The 17,474-nt window shown below is 45.8% G+C and carries 21 protein-coding genes; 9 read left to right on the plus strand and 12 right to left on the minus strand.

Going from position 1 to position 17,474, the window contains the following annotated elements; all coding sequences use genetic code 11:
* Positions 1-133 precede the first annotated feature (133 nt).
* Positions 134-421, plus strand: a complete 288-nt coding sequence (locus tag B3M90_RS02700; protein ID WP_214856688.1) for a helix-turn-helix domain-containing protein — start codon at positions 134-136, stop codon at positions 419-421.
* Between the two features lie 53 nt (positions 422-474).
* On the opposite strand, the gene queF is transcribed toward B3M90_RS02700, so the two are convergent.
* The 9 genes from queF to B3M90_RS02745 form a co-directional block, all read right to left on the minus strand.
* A complete protein-coding gene (gene queF, locus B3M90_RS02705; RefSeq protein WP_035412002.1) occupies positions 475-963 on the minus strand; it encodes a preQ(1) synthase in 489 nt (162 codons plus the stop codon).
* Positions 964-976: 13 nt separating this feature from the next.
* Positions 977-1,693, minus strand: a complete 717-nt coding sequence (gene queE / locus B3M90_RS02710) for a 7-carboxy-7-deazaguanine synthase QueE (protein ID WP_290782467.1) — start codon at positions 1,691-1,693, stop codon at positions 977-979.
* Positions 1,690-2,145, minus strand: a complete 456-nt coding sequence (gene queD, locus B3M90_RS02715) for a 6-carboxytetrahydropterin synthase QueD (protein WP_290782469.1) — start codon at positions 2,143-2,145, stop codon at positions 1,690-1,692. The genes queE and queD overlap by 4 nt, the downstream gene beginning before the upstream one ends.
* Positions 2,142-2,798 carry a 7-cyano-7-deazaguanine synthase QueC gene (gene queC / locus B3M90_RS02720; RefSeq protein WP_290782471.1) on the minus strand — a complete coding sequence of 219 codons (657 nt, stop codon included), beginning with the start codon at positions 2,796-2,798 and terminating at the stop codon, positions 2,142-2,144. The genes queD and queC overlap by 4 nt, the downstream gene beginning before the upstream one ends.
* 171 nt (positions 2,799-2,969) lie before the next feature.
* Positions 2,970-3,620, minus strand: coding sequence for a bacillithiol biosynthesis deacetylase BshB2 (gene bshB2 / locus B3M90_RS02725; RefSeq protein WP_290782473.1), 651 nt, complete (start codon positions 3,618-3,620; stop codon positions 2,970-2,972).
* Complete coding sequence (locus tag B3M90_RS02730; RefSeq protein WP_035412012.1) at positions 3,617-3,985, minus strand: YojF family protein; 369 nt, start codon at positions 3,983-3,985, stop codon at positions 3,617-3,619. Before B3M90_RS02730 ends, bshB2 begins: the two co-directional genes overlap by 4 nt.
* 61 nt (positions 3,986-4,046) lie before the next feature.
* A complete protein-coding gene (pdxK, locus tag B3M90_RS02735; RefSeq protein ID WP_290782475.1) occupies positions 4,047-4,862 on the minus strand; it encodes a pyridoxine/pyridoxal/pyridoxamine kinase in 816 nt (271 codons plus the stop codon).
* 131 nt (positions 4,863-4,993) lie between these two features.
* The gene (locus B3M90_RS02740; RefSeq protein WP_290782477.1) at positions 4,994-5,998 is read right to left on the minus strand and encodes an inorganic phosphate transporter; all 1,005 of its coding nucleotides are present in this window, start codon (positions 5,996-5,998) and stop codon (positions 4,994-4,996) included.
* Between the two features lie 16 nt (positions 5,999-6,014).
* Positions 6,015-6,632, minus strand: a complete 618-nt coding sequence (locus B3M90_RS02745) for a DUF47 domain-containing protein (RefSeq protein ID WP_290782479.1) — start codon at positions 6,630-6,632, stop codon at positions 6,015-6,017.
* Positions 6,633-6,973: 341 nt separating this feature from the next.
* Here B3M90_RS02745 and cbpA point away from each other — a divergent pair, with 341 nt between their 5' ends.
* The 5 genes from cbpA to B3M90_RS02770 all read left to right on the plus strand — a co-directional run bounded on the left by cbpA (position 6,974) and on the right by B3M90_RS02770 (position 13,248).
* The gene (cbpA, locus tag B3M90_RS02750) at positions 6,974-7,612 is read left to right on the plus strand and encodes a cyclic di-AMP binding protein CbpA (RefSeq protein ID WP_290782481.1); all 639 of its coding nucleotides are present in this window, start codon (positions 6,974-6,976) and stop codon (positions 7,610-7,612) included.
* A gap of 60 nt (positions 7,613-7,672) precedes the next feature.
* Positions 7,673-8,443 (plus strand): pyrroline-5-carboxylate reductase family protein, encoded by a 771-nt coding sequence (locus B3M90_RS02755; RefSeq protein WP_290782483.1) that lies wholly within the window; start codon positions 7,673-7,675, stop codon positions 8,441-8,443.
* A gap of 170 nt (positions 8,444-8,613) precedes the next feature.
* Positions 8,614-9,171, plus strand: coding sequence for a TetR/AcrR family transcriptional regulator (locus tag B3M90_RS02760; protein ID WP_214856683.1), 558 nt, complete (start codon positions 8,614-8,616; stop codon positions 9,169-9,171).
* 14 nt (positions 9,172-9,185) lie between these two features.
* Positions 9,186-12,374, plus strand: coding sequence for an efflux RND transporter permease subunit (locus tag B3M90_RS02765; protein ID WP_290782486.1), 3,189 nt, complete (start codon positions 9,186-9,188; stop codon positions 12,372-12,374).
* Positions 12,375-12,594: 220 nt separating this feature from the next.
* Positions 12,595-13,248 carry a C40 family peptidase gene (locus B3M90_RS02770; RefSeq protein ID WP_290782488.1) on the plus strand — a complete coding sequence of 218 codons (654 nt, stop codon included), beginning with the start codon at positions 12,595-12,597 and terminating at the stop codon, positions 13,246-13,248.
* Positions 13,249-13,302: 54 nt separating this feature from the next.
* Here the strand turns inward: B3M90_RS02770 and B3M90_RS02775 are convergent, their stop codons facing one another.
* The gene (locus B3M90_RS02775; RefSeq protein ID WP_290782490.1) at positions 13,303-14,256 is read right to left on the minus strand and encodes a LacI family DNA-binding transcriptional regulator; all 954 of its coding nucleotides are present in this window, start codon (positions 14,254-14,256) and stop codon (positions 13,303-13,305) included.
* Positions 14,257-14,270: 14 nt separating this feature from the next.
* A complete protein-coding gene (locus tag B3M90_RS02780) occupies positions 14,271-14,531 on the minus strand; it encodes a hypothetical protein (RefSeq protein ID WP_035412036.1) in 261 nt (86 codons plus the stop codon).
* Between the two features lie 171 nt (positions 14,532-14,702).
* On the opposite strand from B3M90_RS02780, the gene B3M90_RS02785 reads away from it, so the two are divergent.
* Together B3M90_RS02785 and B3M90_RS02790 are read left to right on the plus strand one after the other, a co-directional pair.
* A complete protein-coding gene (locus B3M90_RS02785; protein WP_029342913.1) occupies positions 14,703-15,161 on the plus strand; it encodes a MarR family winged helix-turn-helix transcriptional regulator in 459 nt (152 codons plus the stop codon).
* A gap of 146 nt (positions 15,162-15,307) precedes the next feature.
* Positions 15,308-15,940 (plus strand): NAD(P)H-dependent oxidoreductase, encoded by a 633-nt coding sequence (locus tag B3M90_RS02790; RefSeq protein ID WP_023469709.1) that lies wholly within the window; start codon positions 15,308-15,310, stop codon positions 15,938-15,940.
* Between the two features lie 50 nt (positions 15,941-15,990).
* On the opposite strand, the gene B3M90_RS02795 is transcribed toward B3M90_RS02790, so the two are convergent.
* Positions 15,991-16,716 (minus strand): WecB/TagA/CpsF family glycosyltransferase, encoded by a 726-nt coding sequence (locus B3M90_RS02795; RefSeq protein WP_290782491.1) that lies wholly within the window; start codon positions 16,714-16,716, stop codon positions 15,991-15,993.
* Between the two features lie 80 nt (positions 16,717-16,796).
* On the opposite strand from B3M90_RS02795, the gene ung reads away from it, so the two are divergent.
* Positions 16,797-17,456 carry a uracil-DNA glycosylase gene (gene ung, locus B3M90_RS02800; protein ID WP_197026245.1) on the plus strand — a complete coding sequence of 220 codons (660 nt, stop codon included), beginning with the start codon at positions 16,797-16,799 and terminating at the stop codon, positions 17,454-17,456.
* Positions 17,457-17,474 lie beyond the last annotated feature (18 nt).

Genomic DNA, 17,474 nt, shown 5'->3' on the forward strand with positions numbered 1-17,474 from the left:
TTTTATAAGAAAAATATTTAAATTTTATTTTGATTAAAAATTGATAGTTCGGAAAGGTATTCAGATTTAAAAAAGGTGGGAATAAGACTACAGTGAACGTTGTTTGGTTTCAAAAAGAAAAGATGTTGGGCGGATGAAAGAAGGGATTCAACCGATCGGGCAGTACGGTCAGCGGATTCGTACATTACGAGAACGTCATCAGTTAGATCAGCATACATTAGCTGAATTGACTAAAATGACACCTGAGGTGATTCGATGTATCGAAAATAGCATTGTGGATCCGTCTTTTTCGATGATTGAGCGGCTGGTCCGTGCTTTGCAGATTACTTCGGATCATTTGTTACGGCATATTTATATTTGGTCATCTGAAGTCATCGGTCAGCACGATCGTACGACCTTGATCGACATCCCATCGAGTTAATAGGTATGAAAAAGAGGAACGGTGGAAAAGTCCACTGTTCCTCTTTTGAGCGTTTAACGATTATCGACAGTCTCAGGATAGAGATCGTGATTGAATAGACGATGTTCTGCCATTCGTTCATATTTTGTACCAGGTTTTCCGTAGTTGTAGTACGGGTCAATCGAAATTCCACCACGTGGCGTAAATTTCCCCCACACTTCGAGGTAGCGCGGTTCCATCAATTTCACGAGATCTTTCCCGATGACGTTGATGCAGTTCTCGTGGAAATCACCGTGATTACGGAAGCTGAATAGATACAATTTAAGTGATTTCGATTCGACGAGTTTTTCATCCGGGATATACGAAATGTAGATCGTCGCGAAGTCCGGTTGATTCGTAATCGGGCAAAGGCTCGTAAATTCTGGTGCATTGAATTTCACGAAGTAATCATTTTCCGGATGGCGGTTCGGAAACGCTTCGAGTACTTCTGGTTGGTATTCGAAAATATAAGGTACGGCTTTTTGGCCGAGTAATGACAAATCGTTTAAGTCTTCAGGTCGCATGAATCATTTCTCCTTAAACGCCACGGTCGTTTGCAAAAACGAGGGCATGTAATTGTGGTAGAACACGCGCGTGATTAAAGCGTTCATCACGGGCGACGCGTTCCCAAAGTGTTTTTAGAGCGTGTAACATCCGTGGGGCGATCGTTCCTTCTTCGTGCGGATCCGGATTTCCAAGTGATAGATAGAGCGTTTTTAAGGCATATCGCTCTGAAATCATCGCCGCGAAGTCGAGATCTGCCTCATCAAAGATGACGATTTTAACGGCACGCTGTTGTTCCGGTAGACGCTTGAAAAAAACATCCAAACGATCAAAATCAATCTTCATGCCACTTGAAGGGGGTTTAGGACTGAGTGTGACGTCATCGATATCAAGCAACCAATTTTGCCAGTAAGAACCTTGTGTCTCAACCGACATCGTGATGTTTCGTTCTTTTAATGCCTCAACCAGCGTGCCGATCGAAGCATGAAGTAACGGGTTCCCACCGGAAATCGTGACATGTCCGTAAGAGCCGAGTGCATCGAGGCGTTCCATGATCGTCTCTGCCGTCAAGAGTTCGGGTTTTTCAGAACCATCCCATGTGAAGGCGGAGTCACACCACGAACAGGAATAGTCGCAGCCACCGGTTCGGACGAACATCGTCTTTTGACCGATTGATCGTCCTTCCCCTTGGAACGTTGGTCCGAAAATCTCGAGAACCGGAATTTTTGGCGTTTTCGTTAAGGCACTCATGCTTCGTTCATCCACTCACGACGGACTTCAGCAAAAGCAGTCGGCGTCTCATAGAGTTTGACGAATTCGACACGAAGTCCACGTTCGTCTGGAAGGTGTTGACCGAGCGTCTCAAAAATCCACGCCGCCATGTTTTCAGCTGTTGTATTCATGTATGGTAATGATTCATTTAAATAACGGTGATCGAGAAGTGGTTCGAGATGTGTTTTAAAGATTTTCTTAAGATCACCAAAATCAAGTGTCATACCGCGGTGATCAAGAAAACCACTGATGCCCATATCGACATGGTACGTATGACCATGAAGCGCACGGCATTTTCCATCGTAATCATATAGGTGGTGCGCTGCGTCAAACGTTAATTTTTTGACAATCATGACGCGAGATTTCGTATAGATAAGCGAGTCGCCAGTCGGGCGCTCGACCGTTTCAGGTGCTTCGTAAGTGAATGTCATGTGTGTTGAACCTCCTTGATGTATGCATCTAATCCATTTTTTCGTAATTCACAGGCCGGGCATTCGCCGCAACCCTCTCCAATGACGCCGTTGTAACACGTCAACGTGCGATTTCGAACGAAATCAAACGCACCGAGCGAGTCGGCAAGCGCCCACGTTTCTTTTTTGTCGAGCCACATGAGTGGCGTGTGCAGTACGAATGGATAGTCCATTGCAAGGTTCAATGTCACGTTCAGTGACTTGATGAAGGCATCACGGCAGTCTGGGTAACCAGAAAAGTCCGTTTCACATACGCCAGTGACGATATGACGGATTCCGCGTCCTTTCGCGAGGACGGCTGCGAACGAAAGAAACAGGTGGTTTCGTCCATCTACGAAAGTAGAAGGGAGACCATCTTCATTCGTCGTGATGGTTTGGCTGTGGTCAGTCAAGGCGTTACTCGTTAGTTGACTGAGAAGAGAGAGATCAAGCTCATGGTGTTTGACACCGAGCTCAGAGGCGATGTCGCGTGCGACTTCGAGTTCTTGTGCATGACGTTGTCCGTAATTAAACGTCACGACTTCGACTTCTTCATACTGTTTCAATGCTTGAAACAGACAAGTCGTCGAGTCTTGGCCGCCACTAAAGACGACAAGAGCACGTTCTTTTTTCATAATGTACACTTCCATTCCTAGTTTTTATAACGGAGGAGGTTACGAACTCCGGAGACGTAGTCTCAACTATTCACACTAGCAGAAGCCGTCAAAAAAGTCGACGTTTTCTAATGAAGGCCAAAAAAGAGATGCTGATTGTCGCTCGGACGATCGGCATCTCTTAATAGGAAATTACAGCGGATAGTGGTAATAGCGTTCTTTGACGAGCAGGTCACGGATGTTCGAGTCTTCCGAGATGACTTTCATCAAACCACCTGTTTGTGAAGCGTGTGCTTCGAGTGCCTTGATCTTTTGATCCGTATAGGCACTGACATCGTGAATGAATGTTCCTTCTCCAAGCTCTTCTTTCGTATTGTTCGCAAAAGCGACCGCAAGGAACTCAGGGCGATCGGCAGGATCCATCATCCGAAGGGCACGAACGACGGCGCGAGCTGTCGCTTCGTGATCGGGATGGACCGCGTAACCCGGATAAAATGAAATCAAGCGAGTCGGGCGCGTCTGTTGAATCAAGGTAAGGATACGGTCAGCAAGTGCCGCTTCATCCTCGAATTCAACGGTCTTATCGCGAAGTCCCCACATTTGGAGATCCGAAATCTTCATTTTTTCAGCTGCATCGATCAACTCATGTTTGCGAATCGTTGCGAGCTGTTCCCGGTTCGTAAAGACAGGGCGTCCCATGTTACGGCCCATCTCACCGAGCGTCAAACAAGCATATGTGACAGGACCACGATTTTCTGCGTGCTCGATGATCGTACCAGCAGAACTGAAGGCTTCGTCATCCGGGTGAGGGAAGACGACGAGTAAATGATCTTCGTGTGTCATGCGTCTACCTCCTCTGCACCTTGAGCAAATGGTGTCGGGCTAAGTTCAAAAGCAATCGCAAGACGTCCTTCGACATCGTGACCGGCAATCAACAATTGATCCCCAGCAAATTCGAAGTCAGTCAATCCTTCACCGTATAACCAGCCGTGGGCAAGTTTCAAACCGATCCGGTAAGGTCCGTTTCCTGTGATCAGACCACGTTCGTAAGTGATTTCCGCATTACGGAAAAACATCCCTGCGCTATGGAAAGTTGGATCTTGGTGCGTCGCATAGGCACCGTTCGTCGTCTCAACGTGTACGTATAACGGTGTATTCGCATGTTCGTCGATATAACGCTGTATTTCTTGTAAATCAATGGCTTGCATAAACTTTTCTCCTCTCCTATACAGAAAGAAGTCCGCGGATATCGCGGACTTCTTAAGCGGATCAAGACTGGACTGTACGATGTGCAGCGTGATCAGTTGGTCCGACGTATTCATTCAAACGGAATGAATGACGAATCGCAGAAGTGATAAAAGATTTTGCTGTACGGACAGCAGTTTCTACCGATGCACCTTTTGCGAGTTCGGCCGTGATTGCTGCAGAGTACGTGCAGCCGGCACCGTGCGTGTACGGTGTCTCGATTCGTTCGTCCTCAATCAGGATAAACTCTTTTCCGTCATAAAGCACGTCAACTGCTTGTGGATGGTCAATCTTACTGCCACCTTTAACAAGAACGTATTGCGCACCTTTTTCATGAATCCGCGCTGCTGCAAGTTTCATTTCGTCTATCGTTGCTGGCGTTTTACCAAGACCCGATAATTGACCTGCTTCAAAGACGTTCGGTGTGACGACTGTCGCAAGTGGTGTCAAGACATCACGAAGTGCGTTCGCTGTATCAGGGTTTAGCACCTCATCCTCGCCTTTACAGACCATAACAGGATCGATGACGACGTTTTGGACGCCGGATGATTTGATTTTTTCGGCAACGGTTTCAATGATTTCGACAGTCGGGAGCATTCCCGTCTTCATCGCATCAACACCAATACCTCCAAGGACCGTGTGGATTTGTGTCCGGACGAGTTCTGTGTCGATTGGGTAAACCGCATGATGCCAAGAGTGATCAGGATCTTGAGCGACGATGACCGTCAAGGCATTCATTCCGTAGACGCCAAGTTCTTGGAACGTCTTTAAATCAGCTTGAATGCCAGCTCCACCACTCGTGTCGGAACCAGCAATCGTTAAGGCTTTACGTTTTGTCATGGGGCATTCCTCCTAAAGAAATAGACAATCCTTCTTGTTCTTCATAATAGCGAATTATGGGAAAAACAACAACTGTCGACGCTTCTAGCGTAGACAAAACCCCACCTATCTTGAATAGGCGGGGTGCGTACTTATTTAATGAATAAGAAGTCGAGAATATAGTAGATCATAGCAGCTAAAGCCATTGAAATCGGCAATGTGATGACCCATGTGATAAGCATGCGTTGCGCTGTTCCCCACTTGACACCTTTCTTACGGTGCGATGTACCTACACCTAAGATGGCAGATGAGATGACGTGTGTCGTCGAAACAGGAAGATGAATCGCCGTTGCACCAAAAATGATTGCTGCTGATGTTAAGTCAGCTGCTACACCATTGACTGGACGGATTTTCATGATTTGACCACCGACGGTTTTGATGATGCGCCATCCACCGACAGATGTTCCGAGACCCATTGCGATCGCACAGGAAAGTTTAACCCAAGTGGCAACTTCGTGATCCGTTTGGAAACCAGACGAAATCAAAGCGAGTGTGATGATCCCCATCGCTTTTTGCGCATCATTCGTACCGTGTGTGTACGATTGTAATGCAGCAGTTGCGATTTGGACGTGGCGGAAGCGACGATTCGTTTTCGCCAAATTTCCTTTTTTGAAGATGATTTTAAAGACTGCATATACGATGAAACCGAGTGTGAAGGCGAGTACTGGTGAAATCAGCAAAGCTTCAACGATTTTCAAGAGCCCTTTTGCTTCGATGCCACCAAATCCAACAGAGGCAACAGCTGCACCAGCAATCGAACCAATCAGTGTATGCGACGAACTTGACGGAATACCAAAGTACCAAGTCAAGAGATTCCAAGCAATGGCTGAAATCAAGGCAGCGATGACGACATAGCTCCCGTGTTCAAGTGTTGACGGGTCAACGATGTCACCAGAGATCGTTTTTGCGACTCCAGTGAATGTGATTGCACCTAGGAAGTTCATCGATGCAGCCAAAATGATGGCATGGCGTGGTTTCAAAGCGCGAGTCGATACAGCAGTCGCGATTGAGTTCGCTGTATCGTGGAAACCGTTGATGAAGTCGAAGCTAAGTGCGAGAATCACGATTATGGCGGTGATGATAAACAGGCTATCCATCTCGTTAGCTCCTCACTTAAGCGTTTTTCATGATGATCGTTTCAATGACGTTAGCTGCGTCTTGGCAGTAGTCCGCGATTGATTCGAGCGATTCATAGATTTCTTTGTATTGAATGATTTTAATTGGATCTGTTTCTGTTGCGAACAATGCTTTGATTGATTTACGGCGTAAGTTGTCACAAATCGTCTCTTGTTCTTTGATTTTAATGACGTGTTCACGCATCGGTTGCAATTTACGTGCAACAAGAAGATCCATTGACGTTGCGAGTTCTGAAACAGCGATGTTGATTTCATCAACGAACTTAATCATGTGCTCGTCTGCTTGAATGATATTGTAGATTTCGAAAATAGCAGAACATTCTTCAAAGCCATCTAAGACGTCATCGAGTGCGTTAGCGAGTGCGAGTAAGTCTTCGCGATCGATTGGCGTGATGAACGCGTTGTTCAAGTCGATGATCAACTGATGCATCAAATCGTCCCCAGCTGTTTCGAAGTCTTTTACTTTATGTGCAAATTCTTTTACATCCGCGATGCCGTTGATTTTAAAGTCAACGAAGAATTGCGAAGTCGTTTTTAAGTGTCCTGCGATTTCTGATAATTTAACTGCGAATGGATCTTGTTTTTTACTAAACATTTCTTCTGCCTCCATATTAAGAACAAGAATAGAATAGTGAAGCAACTTCACGAGTTCGATTGTAGCAGACGGTATTGTAAAAGAATACATTTATGAAGCGTCTTTACGAAATCTTAATAAATCTTAATATGAAGGTGATTGTAGATTTAATAAATTATCTGACAATAGGAGATTACATGTGTACTTAATTGAAATAGGTTGGATTGCGTTGTGATTACAAGCGAATGTCTTGTGATTGTAAGAATAAAAGCGCATCAGAAGTGGGAAAAGAGGATATGGCGTATGAAAATCGAATGATATGATTAAGTCTGCGTAATTAGGTAAAAGAGGAGGATTTTATTATGCTCGTTCAAAGTTTATGTATCCCGAAGCACCAATGTGTCACGATTTCCGAAACAGCGACGATCCGTGAAGCGCTTGACACGCTTGAAAAAACCGGATACCGATGTGTCCCGGTTCTTAGTCAGACAGGACAGGATTTCAAGGGGAATATCTATAAGATGCACATTTATCGTCATGGGATGAATGGTGGCAGTTTAGACGACAATGTCATGTCGCTGATTAAGAATACATCCAAATACATCTATACAGGAAGTAATTTCTTTGAAGTCTTCTTCTCAATTAAGGAATTACCGTATATTGCGGTCTTAAATGACGACGGTCATTTTTTCGGTATCTTACCGCACGGGAAGATGCTTGGAATGCTTGAGGAAGCGTGGAATCGTGATTCGGGAAGTTACGTTCTGACGGTAGCCTTAAGCGAACAAAAAGGGGCACTCGAGAAGATTTCGAAGATCGTCAATAAATATTCAACGGTGGCGAGTCTGATGACCCTCGATGCGAAAAGTAGTGTCATGCGTCGCGTGTTAATTACGTTACCGACGGATTGTGATGAAAAGACGAAGAAAAAGATCGTGAAGAAACTTGACGAAAAGGGTCTTCGTGTCGTCGCTGTCGAAGATTTATCTGTTCGTGTATAATGGACCCGCACAAGACCAGTCATGACTGGTCTTTTTTTTGAGGGAAAGGAAGGATAGACGATGAAACTATTAGTAGTAGGAGCAGGTGCGATGAGTGAGGCGCTCGTTCAAGGGTGGGTCGCTTCTGGATTTAAGCGTGAGGACATTACGATGACGAATCGCAGTGGTGGAGCACGCTTGACGGAAGTCGCGGCGCGACACGGCATTCAAACGGTCGAACAAGAAGATGTCTCCTTATATGATGTCGTCATGCTTGGTATGCAACCTGATGGTGTACTTGCCTACGTAGCAAACCAACAATGGACGCACCAAACGATCGTTTCGATTGCGGCTCACATTACACCGAACGAAATCGAACAGTTGACGGAACGTCCGACAGTGGCTGCTATGCCGAATACACCGGTCGCGCATCGATTAGGAATGACTGGACTATGGTTCGGCTCACATGTGAATGAAGAGATCCGAAATGTAGTCGAGGCATTATTTGAACGTGTCGGAGAAATCGCGGAGGCAAATGAATCGACGATGCCAGCGTTCATGGCGGCAGCTGGATGTAGTCCAGCATTCTTCTATGAAATCGTAGCTGGTATGGTACCAGTTTTGACGGATGCCGGTTTTGAAGAGGGAAATGCACGTCGAATCGTTGCTCAAGCGATGAAAGGTTCAGCAGAGATTCTCATGCGTTCTAATGAGAGCACAGATCGTCTCATTGCTGACGTTGCAGCACCTGGTGGACCGACGGATCGTGGTGTCCAAGTGTTACGGGAGCGGCACCTGTTCGAAACGATGCAAGCGGCGCTACGAGAGAGTGCACGTGAAGCAAACGAATAATCCACTTCAGAACGCTTACGTATAATAAAATGCGTAAGCGTTTTTTTCGTTCACGAAAGTTTCACGTGAAACATAAGCAAAGCGATTGCATCTCGAAATGAGAATCCGTACACTATAAAAAGAAACCGTCCAGACGGTACAGTAAAATAGATAGGAAAAGGGGGAGGCTTTTGGCTAGTGCAAAAGCGCAAGAGACTCGTCGTCGGATTCTTGAAGCAACGACGACGATTATTTTGCAACAAGGATTCACCCAATTGACGCTTGAAGAAGTAGCGAAACAAGCAAATGTCTCAAAAGGTGGACTATTGTATCATTTTGCTTCGAAGGAAGCATTATTAATGGGGGTCATCGAGGCGCAAGAAGCACGACAATTTGAACTATATGAACAGCATCAGTTGACGATGGGACCGATGGAAGCGTTCGTGACGTTGCAAATCCAGCAACAAGAGGAGTTCCATCTCGACATGGATGCGCTTCTTTACTTGTTGTCCTTATTAAAGGATCATGCGACGTTCGTCGAGGAACGAAAGCGACAAGCGGAGCAGTTCTTCCGCCAACTGACAGAACAGATGGATCCGGTTGAAGTGTTATCGATTCGCTTTATATTAGACGGTTTGAAATTGTCGGAGCATTTTCAGTTTGGCGCACCGTCTCCAGATGTGCGACAACGATTAATTCAGCAATTAATAGAACGTGCACGACGACTAGATAAACAAATTGAAGAGTGAGGGAGAATCATACGATGAAAAAGATCATCCAGTTTTCGGTGAACAATAAGTTTGCCCTCTGGCTCATGACGATCATCATCACGGTTGCCGGTATTTATGCGGGAACATCGATGAAGCTCGAGACATTGCCAGACATCACGACACCGACCGTGTCGGTGACGACGATTTATCCAGGTGCTACACCAGAACAAGTTCTAGATGAAGTCAGTCGAGAACTTGAAAGTAAGGTTGAAAATTTGTCAGGAGTCGATACTGTACGTTCGACGTCCTTCCAAAATGCATCGAACCTACAAATCGACTATAACTTCAGTACGAATATGGAAGAAGCCGAGCAAAAAGTAAAAGAAGCTCTTTCAAACGTCGAATTGCCGGAAGGTGTTCAGGAACCACAAGTATCACGGATTTCCTTTGATGCATTCCCAGTCATCGGTTTTGCCGTTTCGGATAAGGAACGATCCCTATCTGAATTGACGAAACTCGTTGAAAACGAACTTCAACCAAAGCTTGAAGGAATCGAAGGGGCGCAGACGGTTCAAGTCGCGGGTCAAGAGATTCGCCGGATCGAAATTCGCTTCGATGAGAAAAAACTCGAACGTTACGGTCTAACCGAAGAGAATGCGAAACAATTAATTCAAGCTAATGATTCCCGTTTAGCGCTTGGCTTGTACGAGTTGGGAGATAAGGAACAAGCAGTCGTATTAGATGGAAAAGCAACGACGGTCAAGGAATTAAAAGATCTTCGTCTTCCATATACGCCGCCAGTATCGAATACTCCTGAAGCAGGACAAGCAGGACAAGCAGGACAAGCAGGACAAGCAGGACAAGCTCCATCGTCAGCCCCTGCGGCATCCCAAACGACAACAGCGACAGGCGCAACGTCCAGTCAGGCAACACAGACGGCGCCAACGCAAGTACCAACTGTCACGTTGTCGCAAGTTGCGACGATTGAGGATAAAGGGATCGAGGAATCGATCTCGCGTTCGAATGGTGAACGATCGATTGGTGTTCAAGTAACAAAGTCGCAAGATGCGAATACAGTCGATGTCGTCAATGCAGTCAAGCAGACGATCAAAGACTTCGAAAAAGAAAACGGTTCGGTCAATGCATCTGTGACACTTGATCAAGGTAAACCAATTGAGGAATCCGTTTCGACGATGATCAGTAAAGCATTGATTGGTGCGTTATTTGCGATTGTCATCATCTTGCTGTTCTTACGAAACATTAAATCAACGATCATTGCTGTTATTTCGATTCCGTTATCCCTTCTGATGGCAATTCTTGTCTTGAAGCAAATGGATATTTCCTTGAACATCATGACACTCGGAGCGATGACGGTCGCGATTGGTCGAGTCGTTGATGATTCCATCGTCGTCATCGAAAATATTTATCGTCGTTTGACGGATCCGACGGAAAAGTTAAAAGGAAAAGAACTGATCATCAGTGCAACACGAGAGGTCTTCATTCCAATCGCTTCGTCGACAATCGTTACGATCGCGGTCTTCTTACCACTCGGATTCGTTACGGGATTCGTTGGTGAGCTGTTCTTACCATTCGCTTTGACAGTCGTCTTTGCACTGTTCGCGTCCTTGATCGTTGCGGTTACGGTCGTTCCGATGTTCGCGGATTCGCTCTTTAAGCGTGGTAAAGCACCAAAACCGGAAAAAGAAGAGGGCGGAAAGTTGGCGAATGGGTATCGCCGTATGCTGAATTGGTCTCTTAACCATAAACTCATCGTCTTTGGTCTTTCAGTCTTGCTTTTGATCGGTAGTTTTGCTCTCGTACCAACGATTGGTGTCAACTTCTTGAATCAAGAAGGAGAAAAGACACTCTACGTCACGTACAATCCAAAACCAGGTCAAACGTTGGATGATTCGTTAAAAGCAGCTGATCAAGCAGAAGATTATTTCAACAAACAAAAAAATATCGATAATCTTCAGTTTACCGTCGGTGGAGAAAATCCATTGAATCCAGGGAATACGAAACAAGGTGTCTTCATCGTCCAATACGATCCAGACACGGAAGATTTCGCAGATGTTAAACAGACAGCCATCAAACAGCTGAATGCTGACATTCCGACAGGAGAATGGAAAGAGCAAGACTTTAGTGGTGGCGCAGCTTCGTCAGGCGTCTCGTATTCGATCTTCGCGAATAATATTGAAGATTTAGAAGCAGTAACACCGAAATTCGTCGATGCGATCGAAGGCGAAACGAAATATGTTCGAAAAGTAACGACAGATTTAAAAGAAGCGTATACGCAATATACGTTCGAAGTCGATCAGCAAAAAGCGGCTGAATTCGGCGTTTCAACAGCACAACTTGCGCAAGGCATTGCTAATGTCCAAGGAGAAGAAAAACCACTTTCTACTATTAAGGTAGATGGGAAGGAACTCGATGTCATCGTTCCAAACGAACAAACGACATACGATTCCGTTCAAGATTTGGAAGAGACGGATGTCGTGACACCACTTGGTGTTCGTAAACTGTCCGATTTTGTTGAAGTGAAAAAAGGAACGACACCTGACTCACTCAACGAACGCGATGGAAAACTCGTTGCTACGGTGACAGCAGAACTGAAAACGGATAAAGCAACAGAAGCTTCTCAAGCGATTGAAAAATCCGTCAAGAATATCGATCGTCCAACGGGTGTCTCATATGAGCAAGGCGGAGTTACTGAACAGATCCAAGAATCGTTCACACAACTCGGTCTAGCAATGGCAGCAGCTGTAGCCATCGTCTATCTCGTCCTTGTCATTACGTTCGGAGGAGCATTGACGCCACTCGTCATCTTGTTCTCACTTCCGTTCGCAATCATCGGTGGGCTCGTTGCACTTCTGATTACAGGCGAGACGATTTCTGTATCGTCCTTAATCGGTGCCTTGATGTTGATTGGGATCGTCGTGACGAATGCGATCGTCTTGATCGACCGTGTCATTCATAAAGAAGCAGAAGGTTTATCGACGCGTCAAGCACTACTCGATGCAGCAGGTACACGTTTACGTCCAATCTTGATGACAGCCCTTGCGACGATCGGTGCCCTTGCACCACTCGCGCTTGGACTCGAAGGCGGCGCATTAATTTCAAAAGGATTAGGCGTGACGGTCATCGGTGGACTTACAAGTTCGACATTGTTGACACTCCTTATCGTGCCGATCGTCTATGAATTCTTAGCACGTTTCCGTAAAAAGAAGTCAATTGATTCTTGAAAAAACGATTAAATCACTAAAACGGACAGATATGCAGAAATGGCGAGAATAAGCCATTCTGCATATCTGTTTTTTTGTTTTGTTACAAAAGTATTACAAGAAAGAATTCGCGTTAAATAACTGTAACATGATGAAAATCTGGAACATGATAGGATAAATACAGAAATTATCTGACAATTCAGACGTACAATACATTCATACATAAGAGGAGAATGAATCGATGAAAGCTGTCACTCGTGTTTTGTTAACCTTAACGTTACTTATCAGTAGTTGGACACTCGTCCCAGCATCAACGCAAGCTGCAACAAGTAAAAAAGTAGTAGTATCAGTGGATGTGTTGAATATTCGTGCAAAAGCTGCTGTATCGAGTAAACGAGTCGGGCAATTGAAACTTGGACAAGCTGTAACCGTCGTAGGTCAACTCAAAGAATGGTATCAAATCCGTCATCAGGGGAAATCAGCATACATCGCCTCTACATATACGAAAGCATATAACGCTAAAGCGACGAAAGGTCTTAGTAAAACAGGATCAACGATCGTTTCGGTAGCAGAAGGTCTTAAAGGACGTCCTTATGTTTTTGGTGCGACAGGTCCTGTTAGCTTTGATTGCTCAGGATTTACGCGTTACGTTTATCAAGCACTAGGAAAATTACTCCCACGTACGGCAGCGGCTCAATACTCAGCAACAAAACGTACGGCACCAGGCGCTGGTGATCTCGTCTTCTTTACACATGGAAGTGGGATTCAACACGTTGGAATCGCTGTCGATGGTGGTACGATGATCAATGCGAACTCGTATTATGGAAGAGTCGTCAAAGAATCGTTCCGTGGCGGTTACTGGGGATCACGGTATGTAGCAGCAGGGGCACTTTAAACGAAATGAAGCGGCGAATTCAAATCGATGAACTCGTCGCTTTTTTATATGGACTCAGGTATGAGGAAGAACAGTCGTTCCAGCAATGAACGCTGACGGCACTTCGATTTGTGGACGAGCAACGAGATCTTCCCGGACGGTTAATTGAAAAGCATGTCGCCCGATCGTGGCATACGGGATCGCAATCGTCGTCATCGCTAAGACTTCAGCGAGTTCACTTCCATCAAAACCAATGACAGACAGGTCTCCCGGGACCTGATAGCCTTGTTTACGGAGTTCCAAGATCAGACCCGCTGCCACGTGATCACTGGCGGTCAAGATGGCGGTCGGTCGTTGTTTTTGTTGCATCCAGCGCCTTGCGACGGTCGCACCATCTTCGATCGTCAACGTTTGTTCATAGACGAATTCATCACGTACGACCTCTTGATACGCATGTTTACGCGCTAAGCTATTCGTGCTGTCCGGTCGTCCGAGACAGATACCGATGCTTGTATGTCCTTGTTGTCGCAGATGTGCAAGTCCTTGTTGAAAGGCCGTATAGTGATCGATATAGACAGCAGCGACGTCTTCGTGGTGTTCACAAAAGACAATCGGTCCATAACGTTCATACGATAAAATCGCTGATAACGGAAGGCTGTGCGACACGACGATGAGTGCGTCGATCTCCTGTTGCGCTAGCGCATCAAGAGCGAGTTGCTCATGCGTTTCCACATAATTCGTTTGCCACGTCAAGAAACGATAACTGGCGTCAAAGGCAGCTTGTGCGATGCCTTGGAGAATGGCGGCGTGATATGGATGATCAACGAATGGGAGCATGACACCGACCGTCTTCGTCATGCCCGTCGAAAGATGGACAGCGGTTTGATTACGGATATAGCCAAGTTTTACTATCGCTTCTCGGACAGCTTGTCGCTTCTCGTTAGCAACGTAAGGGTGATCATTTAGTACACGTGAGACTGTCGTGACGGACACGTTTGCTTCACGTGCCAAGTCTCGGATGTTCGTCATCGCGCATCCCTCCTTTAGGTCTGGCGAGATAATCGTTGTTCAAGTCGGCGCCAATCCTGTCGCGAGACGGGAGCCGAGAATGGAGATGTCTGTTCAGCCAATTCATTGATTTTTGAGAGCAGTCGTGTTTTTTCTTGAGGAGATAAATCAGGATATTGATCAACCAACGTGTGTTGACACAAATAATAGCCTGCTGGTGTGTGCAATTGTTCAATCGCCCATTCAAAAGCAACATTCCGCTTGAATAGCTGGGTTAACCGAGTATGGATCGACATGATGATTACCTCCTTTTTAGTGTATATCAAGACGATAGGCTATGAAACGCGTTTCACGGCAAGAACTATTTTTGAGCAATGGATTGATTGAGAAAATTCAGCAAGAATTGACCAGTTAGACAAAGAAGTCTATGATTGTGACGATACAACACAAAGAGGGGCGAACGTAAAATGGAATCGACAGACTCGAAGCTGGCATTAAAAATGCTCGTTGTTCTATCTCGGACGATGCATGCGGTGACGGAGCAAGTGAAGGCAGACATCAAAACACATCAGTTGAATTTATCGGAATTCGGAGTTCTGGAATTGCTGTACCACAAAGGGGATACGCCTTTACAACAGATTGGCGATAAAATTCTGTTAACGAGCGGCAGTGTGACGTATGTTGTCGATAAACTCGAAAAGCGTGGATTGATTGCGCGAAAATCATGTGCGACGGATCGTCGTGTCACGTTTGGGACATTAACGGAAGCTGGGCGCGAACTAATGGAAGAGACATTCCCGAAACACGAAGCCTTTTTAGCAGACTTATTTAAGGATTTGTCGGTTTCTGAAAAGGAACAGTTGATTGATCAGTTGAAACGAATCGGTTTACGAGCCGAACATTATACGCCGCTCGAAAATGTGTAAGAATTAGCACTCATAAGATCAAGAAAGCTCAGGTCACGGACTTGAGCTTTTTTTTGTTCATTTGGAAGTCAAACTGATTGACAAACGAAAAGGTGGTTGGTATGTTTAGTTACAGAATTTACTTTAAATAAAAGGGAGAAATAATAATGACTAAATTACTTTATGTAACTGTTAACCCGAAAGCTACAGAACACTCTTTCAGCCTTCAAGTCGGTGAAGCATTCCTCGAAAGCTACAAAGCAGCGAATCCTTCAGCTGAAGTAGAAGTTCTTGACCTATACAACGAAACAGTCCAAGAAATCGATACAGACGTATTAAGCGCATGGGGCAAATTCGCAACTGGCGAAGAATTAACAGAAGTGGAGATCGCAAAAGTTGGCACGATGACAAAACATCTCGAGCAATACATGGAAGCAGATGAGTATGTTTTCGTCACACCAATGTGGAACTTCTCTTTCCCAGCACGTCTCAAAATGTACATCGACAGCGTACTTCTTGCAGGTAAAACATTCGCTTACACTGCAGAAGGTCCAAAAGGCTTGATGGAAGGCAAAAAAGCACTCCACATCCAAGCGACAGGTGGCGTCTACACAGGATCTGGTCTCAACTTCGGTGATGACTACCTCCGTCAAGCACTTGCTTTCACTGGTGTAACAGACTACGATGCACTCTTCATCGAAGGTATGGCGATGAACCCAGAAAAAGCAGAAGAGATCAAAGAAGCAGCGATCGCAAAAGCGAAAGAACTCGGTCGTTCATTCTCGACTGTCAACGCATAAGATAAGTGTCAAAAAGGCTCCCGCCGTGTCGGGAGCCTTTTTGTGTGCTCTTAAGAGAGCGTTGATTTTTTGCGAAGCACAAGCGTCAGGAAGAGCAACAAATCTTTTAATTTCTCAAAGCCGCGGGGATGCGTCGAGATACGATAGAGCCACTCTAGCTTGAGGCGACGGAATAATTTTGGAGCACGCTTACTATGTCCGGACCAGACATCGAATGCACCACCGACACCGATGAAGATGCCGTGATCGACTTGATCATAAACAGAAGCGATCCATTCCTCCTGTTTTGGCGCACCGAGTGCGACGAGGATAAGATCAGCTTGTACTTCTGCGATCGCTCGCGTTGCTTCCTCTGTCTTTCCAAAACCGTGAAACGTACCGACGAAGCGGATGTTCGGAAAACGAATCGATAACTGATGGATCAACGATTTCATGACTTCCGGGCGTCCACCAAGCAAAAAGACACGCTTCTTCAGTTCATCTGCCGTCCGCAATAGTTCACGTGCCGTCTCGATCCCTGGCAATGTCGCAGTGAGGGGCGCTCCCATTCGTTTACTGGCAGCGGTCACACCAATACCATCTGGTGTGATAAACGTCGCCTGCCGTAAAATGGCTTCGTAAGAAGGTTCGCGCAATGCACGCAACACGAGCTCAGGATTCGCCGTGACAAGAAAGGCTTTTCCGCGGTCGTGTAAGATTGTTTTAATATGGGTATACCATTGCGAAGGTGTCGCATCGACGAATGGTAGTCCGAATAATTGTTTTGTCTGAATCATAGTTTCCCACCTCATCATCCATCATAGCAGAATCAAGACGTACGAACAGCGACTTGAGACTGAAAAAGGAGCGGATCCACGTGCATCCATCTTGGCAAACGGTGTTAAAAGAAGAAAAGGAAAAACCTTATTTTCAGGAGCTGTGGGCTTTTTTGAAGGAAGCCTATCAAACGACGACCGTCTATCCTCCGAAAGAGCGGATCTTTCATGCGTTTGATGCGGTCGCACCGGAAGACGTCCGGTGCGTCATTTTAGGACAAGATCCCTACCATGGTCCACGACAAGCGAACGGACTCAGCTTTTCTGTCCATGACGGAGTTCCGATCCCGCCGTCCCTTCGAAACATGTATAAGGAACTCGTCGCGGATATCGGTTGTCCGGCTCCGACATCCGGAAATCTCGAAGCTTGGTCACGACAAGGTGTCTTTTTACTGAATACGTCGCTCACGGTTGAAGAAGGAAAAGCGGGATCGCATGCTAAAAAAGGCTGGGCATCGTTCACGGATCGGGTCATTGAAGTCCTAGGAACACAGACACAACCGATCGTGTTCATCCTATGGGGAAATCACGCGAAGAGTAAAAAGGTGCTGATTGATACGAATCGTCATCTTGTTCTCGAAGCCGTTCATCCAAGTCCCTTATCAGCGAGCCGAGGATTTTTCGGTAGCAAACCTTATTCGCAAACGAATGCTTGGCTGAAAGAGCAGGGAAGAGAGCCAATTGACTGGTGTTTATCGTAAATCAAAAGCGTGTGTTCC

Origin of the sequence: Exiguobacterium sp. UBA6309 (assembly GCF_002439205.1) — a bacterium.
Classification (GTDB): Bacteria; Bacillota; Bacilli; order Exiguobacteriales; family Exiguobacteriaceae; genus Exiguobacterium_A.

Excerpts from the sequence above, each read along its gene's own strand:
- B3M90_RS02765 (WP_290782486.1), top strand. The coding sequence starts at position 9,186 with ATGAAAAAGATCATCCAGTTTTCGGTGAACAATAAGTTTGCCCTCTGG.
- queC (WP_290782471.1), bottom strand. The coding sequence starts at position 2,798 with ATGAAAAAAGAACGTGCTCTTGTCGTCTTTAGTGGCGGCCAAGACTCG.
- B3M90_RS02700 (WP_214856688.1), top strand. The coding sequence starts at position 134 with ATGAAAGAAGGGATTCAACCGATCGGGCAGTACGGTCAGCGGATTCGT.
- B3M90_RS02740 (WP_290782477.1), bottom strand. The coding sequence starts at position 5,998 with ATGGATAGCCTGTTTATCATCACCGCCATAATCGTGATTCTCGCACTT.
- pdxK (WP_290782475.1), bottom strand. The coding sequence starts at position 4,862 with ATGACAAAACGTAAAGCCTTAACGATTGCTGGTTCCGACACGAGTGGT.
- B3M90_RS02795 (WP_290782491.1), bottom strand. The coding sequence starts at position 16,716 with ATGATTCAGACAAAACAATTATTCGGACTACCATTCGTCGATGCGACA.
- B3M90_RS02755 (WP_290782483.1), top strand. The coding sequence starts at position 7,673 with ATGAAACTATTAGTAGTAGGAGCAGGTGCGATGAGTGAGGCGCTCGTT.
- B3M90_RS02770 (WP_290782488.1), top strand. The coding sequence starts at position 12,595 with ATGAAAGCTGTCACTCGTGTTTTGTTAACCTTAACGTTACTTATCAGT.
- B3M90_RS02730 (WP_035412012.1), bottom strand. The coding sequence starts at position 3,985 with ATGCAAGCCATTGATTTACAAGAAATACAGCGTTATATCGACGAACAT.
- queE (WP_290782467.1), bottom strand. The coding sequence starts at position 1,693 with ATGAGTGCCTTAACGAAAACGCCAAAAATTCCGGTTCTCGAGATTTTC.
- B3M90_RS02745 (WP_290782479.1), bottom strand. The coding sequence starts at position 6,632 with ATGTTTAGTAAAAAACAAGATCCATTCGCAGTTAAATTATCAGAAATC.
- B3M90_RS02780 (WP_035412036.1), bottom strand. The coding sequence starts at position 14,531 with ATGTCGATCCATACTCGGTTAACCCAGCTATTCAAGCGGAATGTTGCT.
- B3M90_RS02775 (WP_290782490.1), bottom strand. The coding sequence starts at position 14,256 with ATGACGAACATCCGAGACTTGGCACGTGAAGCAAACGTGTCCGTCACG.
- queF (WP_035412002.1), bottom strand. The coding sequence starts at position 963 with ATGCGACCTGAAGACTTAAACGATTTGTCATTACTCGGCCAAAAAGCC.
- B3M90_RS02785 (WP_029342913.1), top strand. The coding sequence starts at position 14,703 with ATGGAATCGACAGACTCGAAGCTGGCATTAAAAATGCTCGTTGTTCTA.
- cbpA (WP_290782481.1), top strand. The coding sequence starts at position 6,974 with ATGCTCGTTCAAAGTTTATGTATCCCGAAGCACCAATGTGTCACGATT.
- queD (WP_290782469.1), bottom strand. The coding sequence starts at position 2,145 with ATGACATTCACTTACGAAGCACCTGAAACGGTCGAGCGCCCGACTGGC.
- B3M90_RS02790 (WP_023469709.1), top strand. The coding sequence starts at position 15,308 with ATGACTAAATTACTTTATGTAACTGTTAACCCGAAAGCTACAGAACAC.
- bshB2 (WP_290782473.1), bottom strand. The coding sequence starts at position 3,620 with ATGACACACGAAGATCATTTACTCGTCGTCTTCCCTCACCCGGATGAC.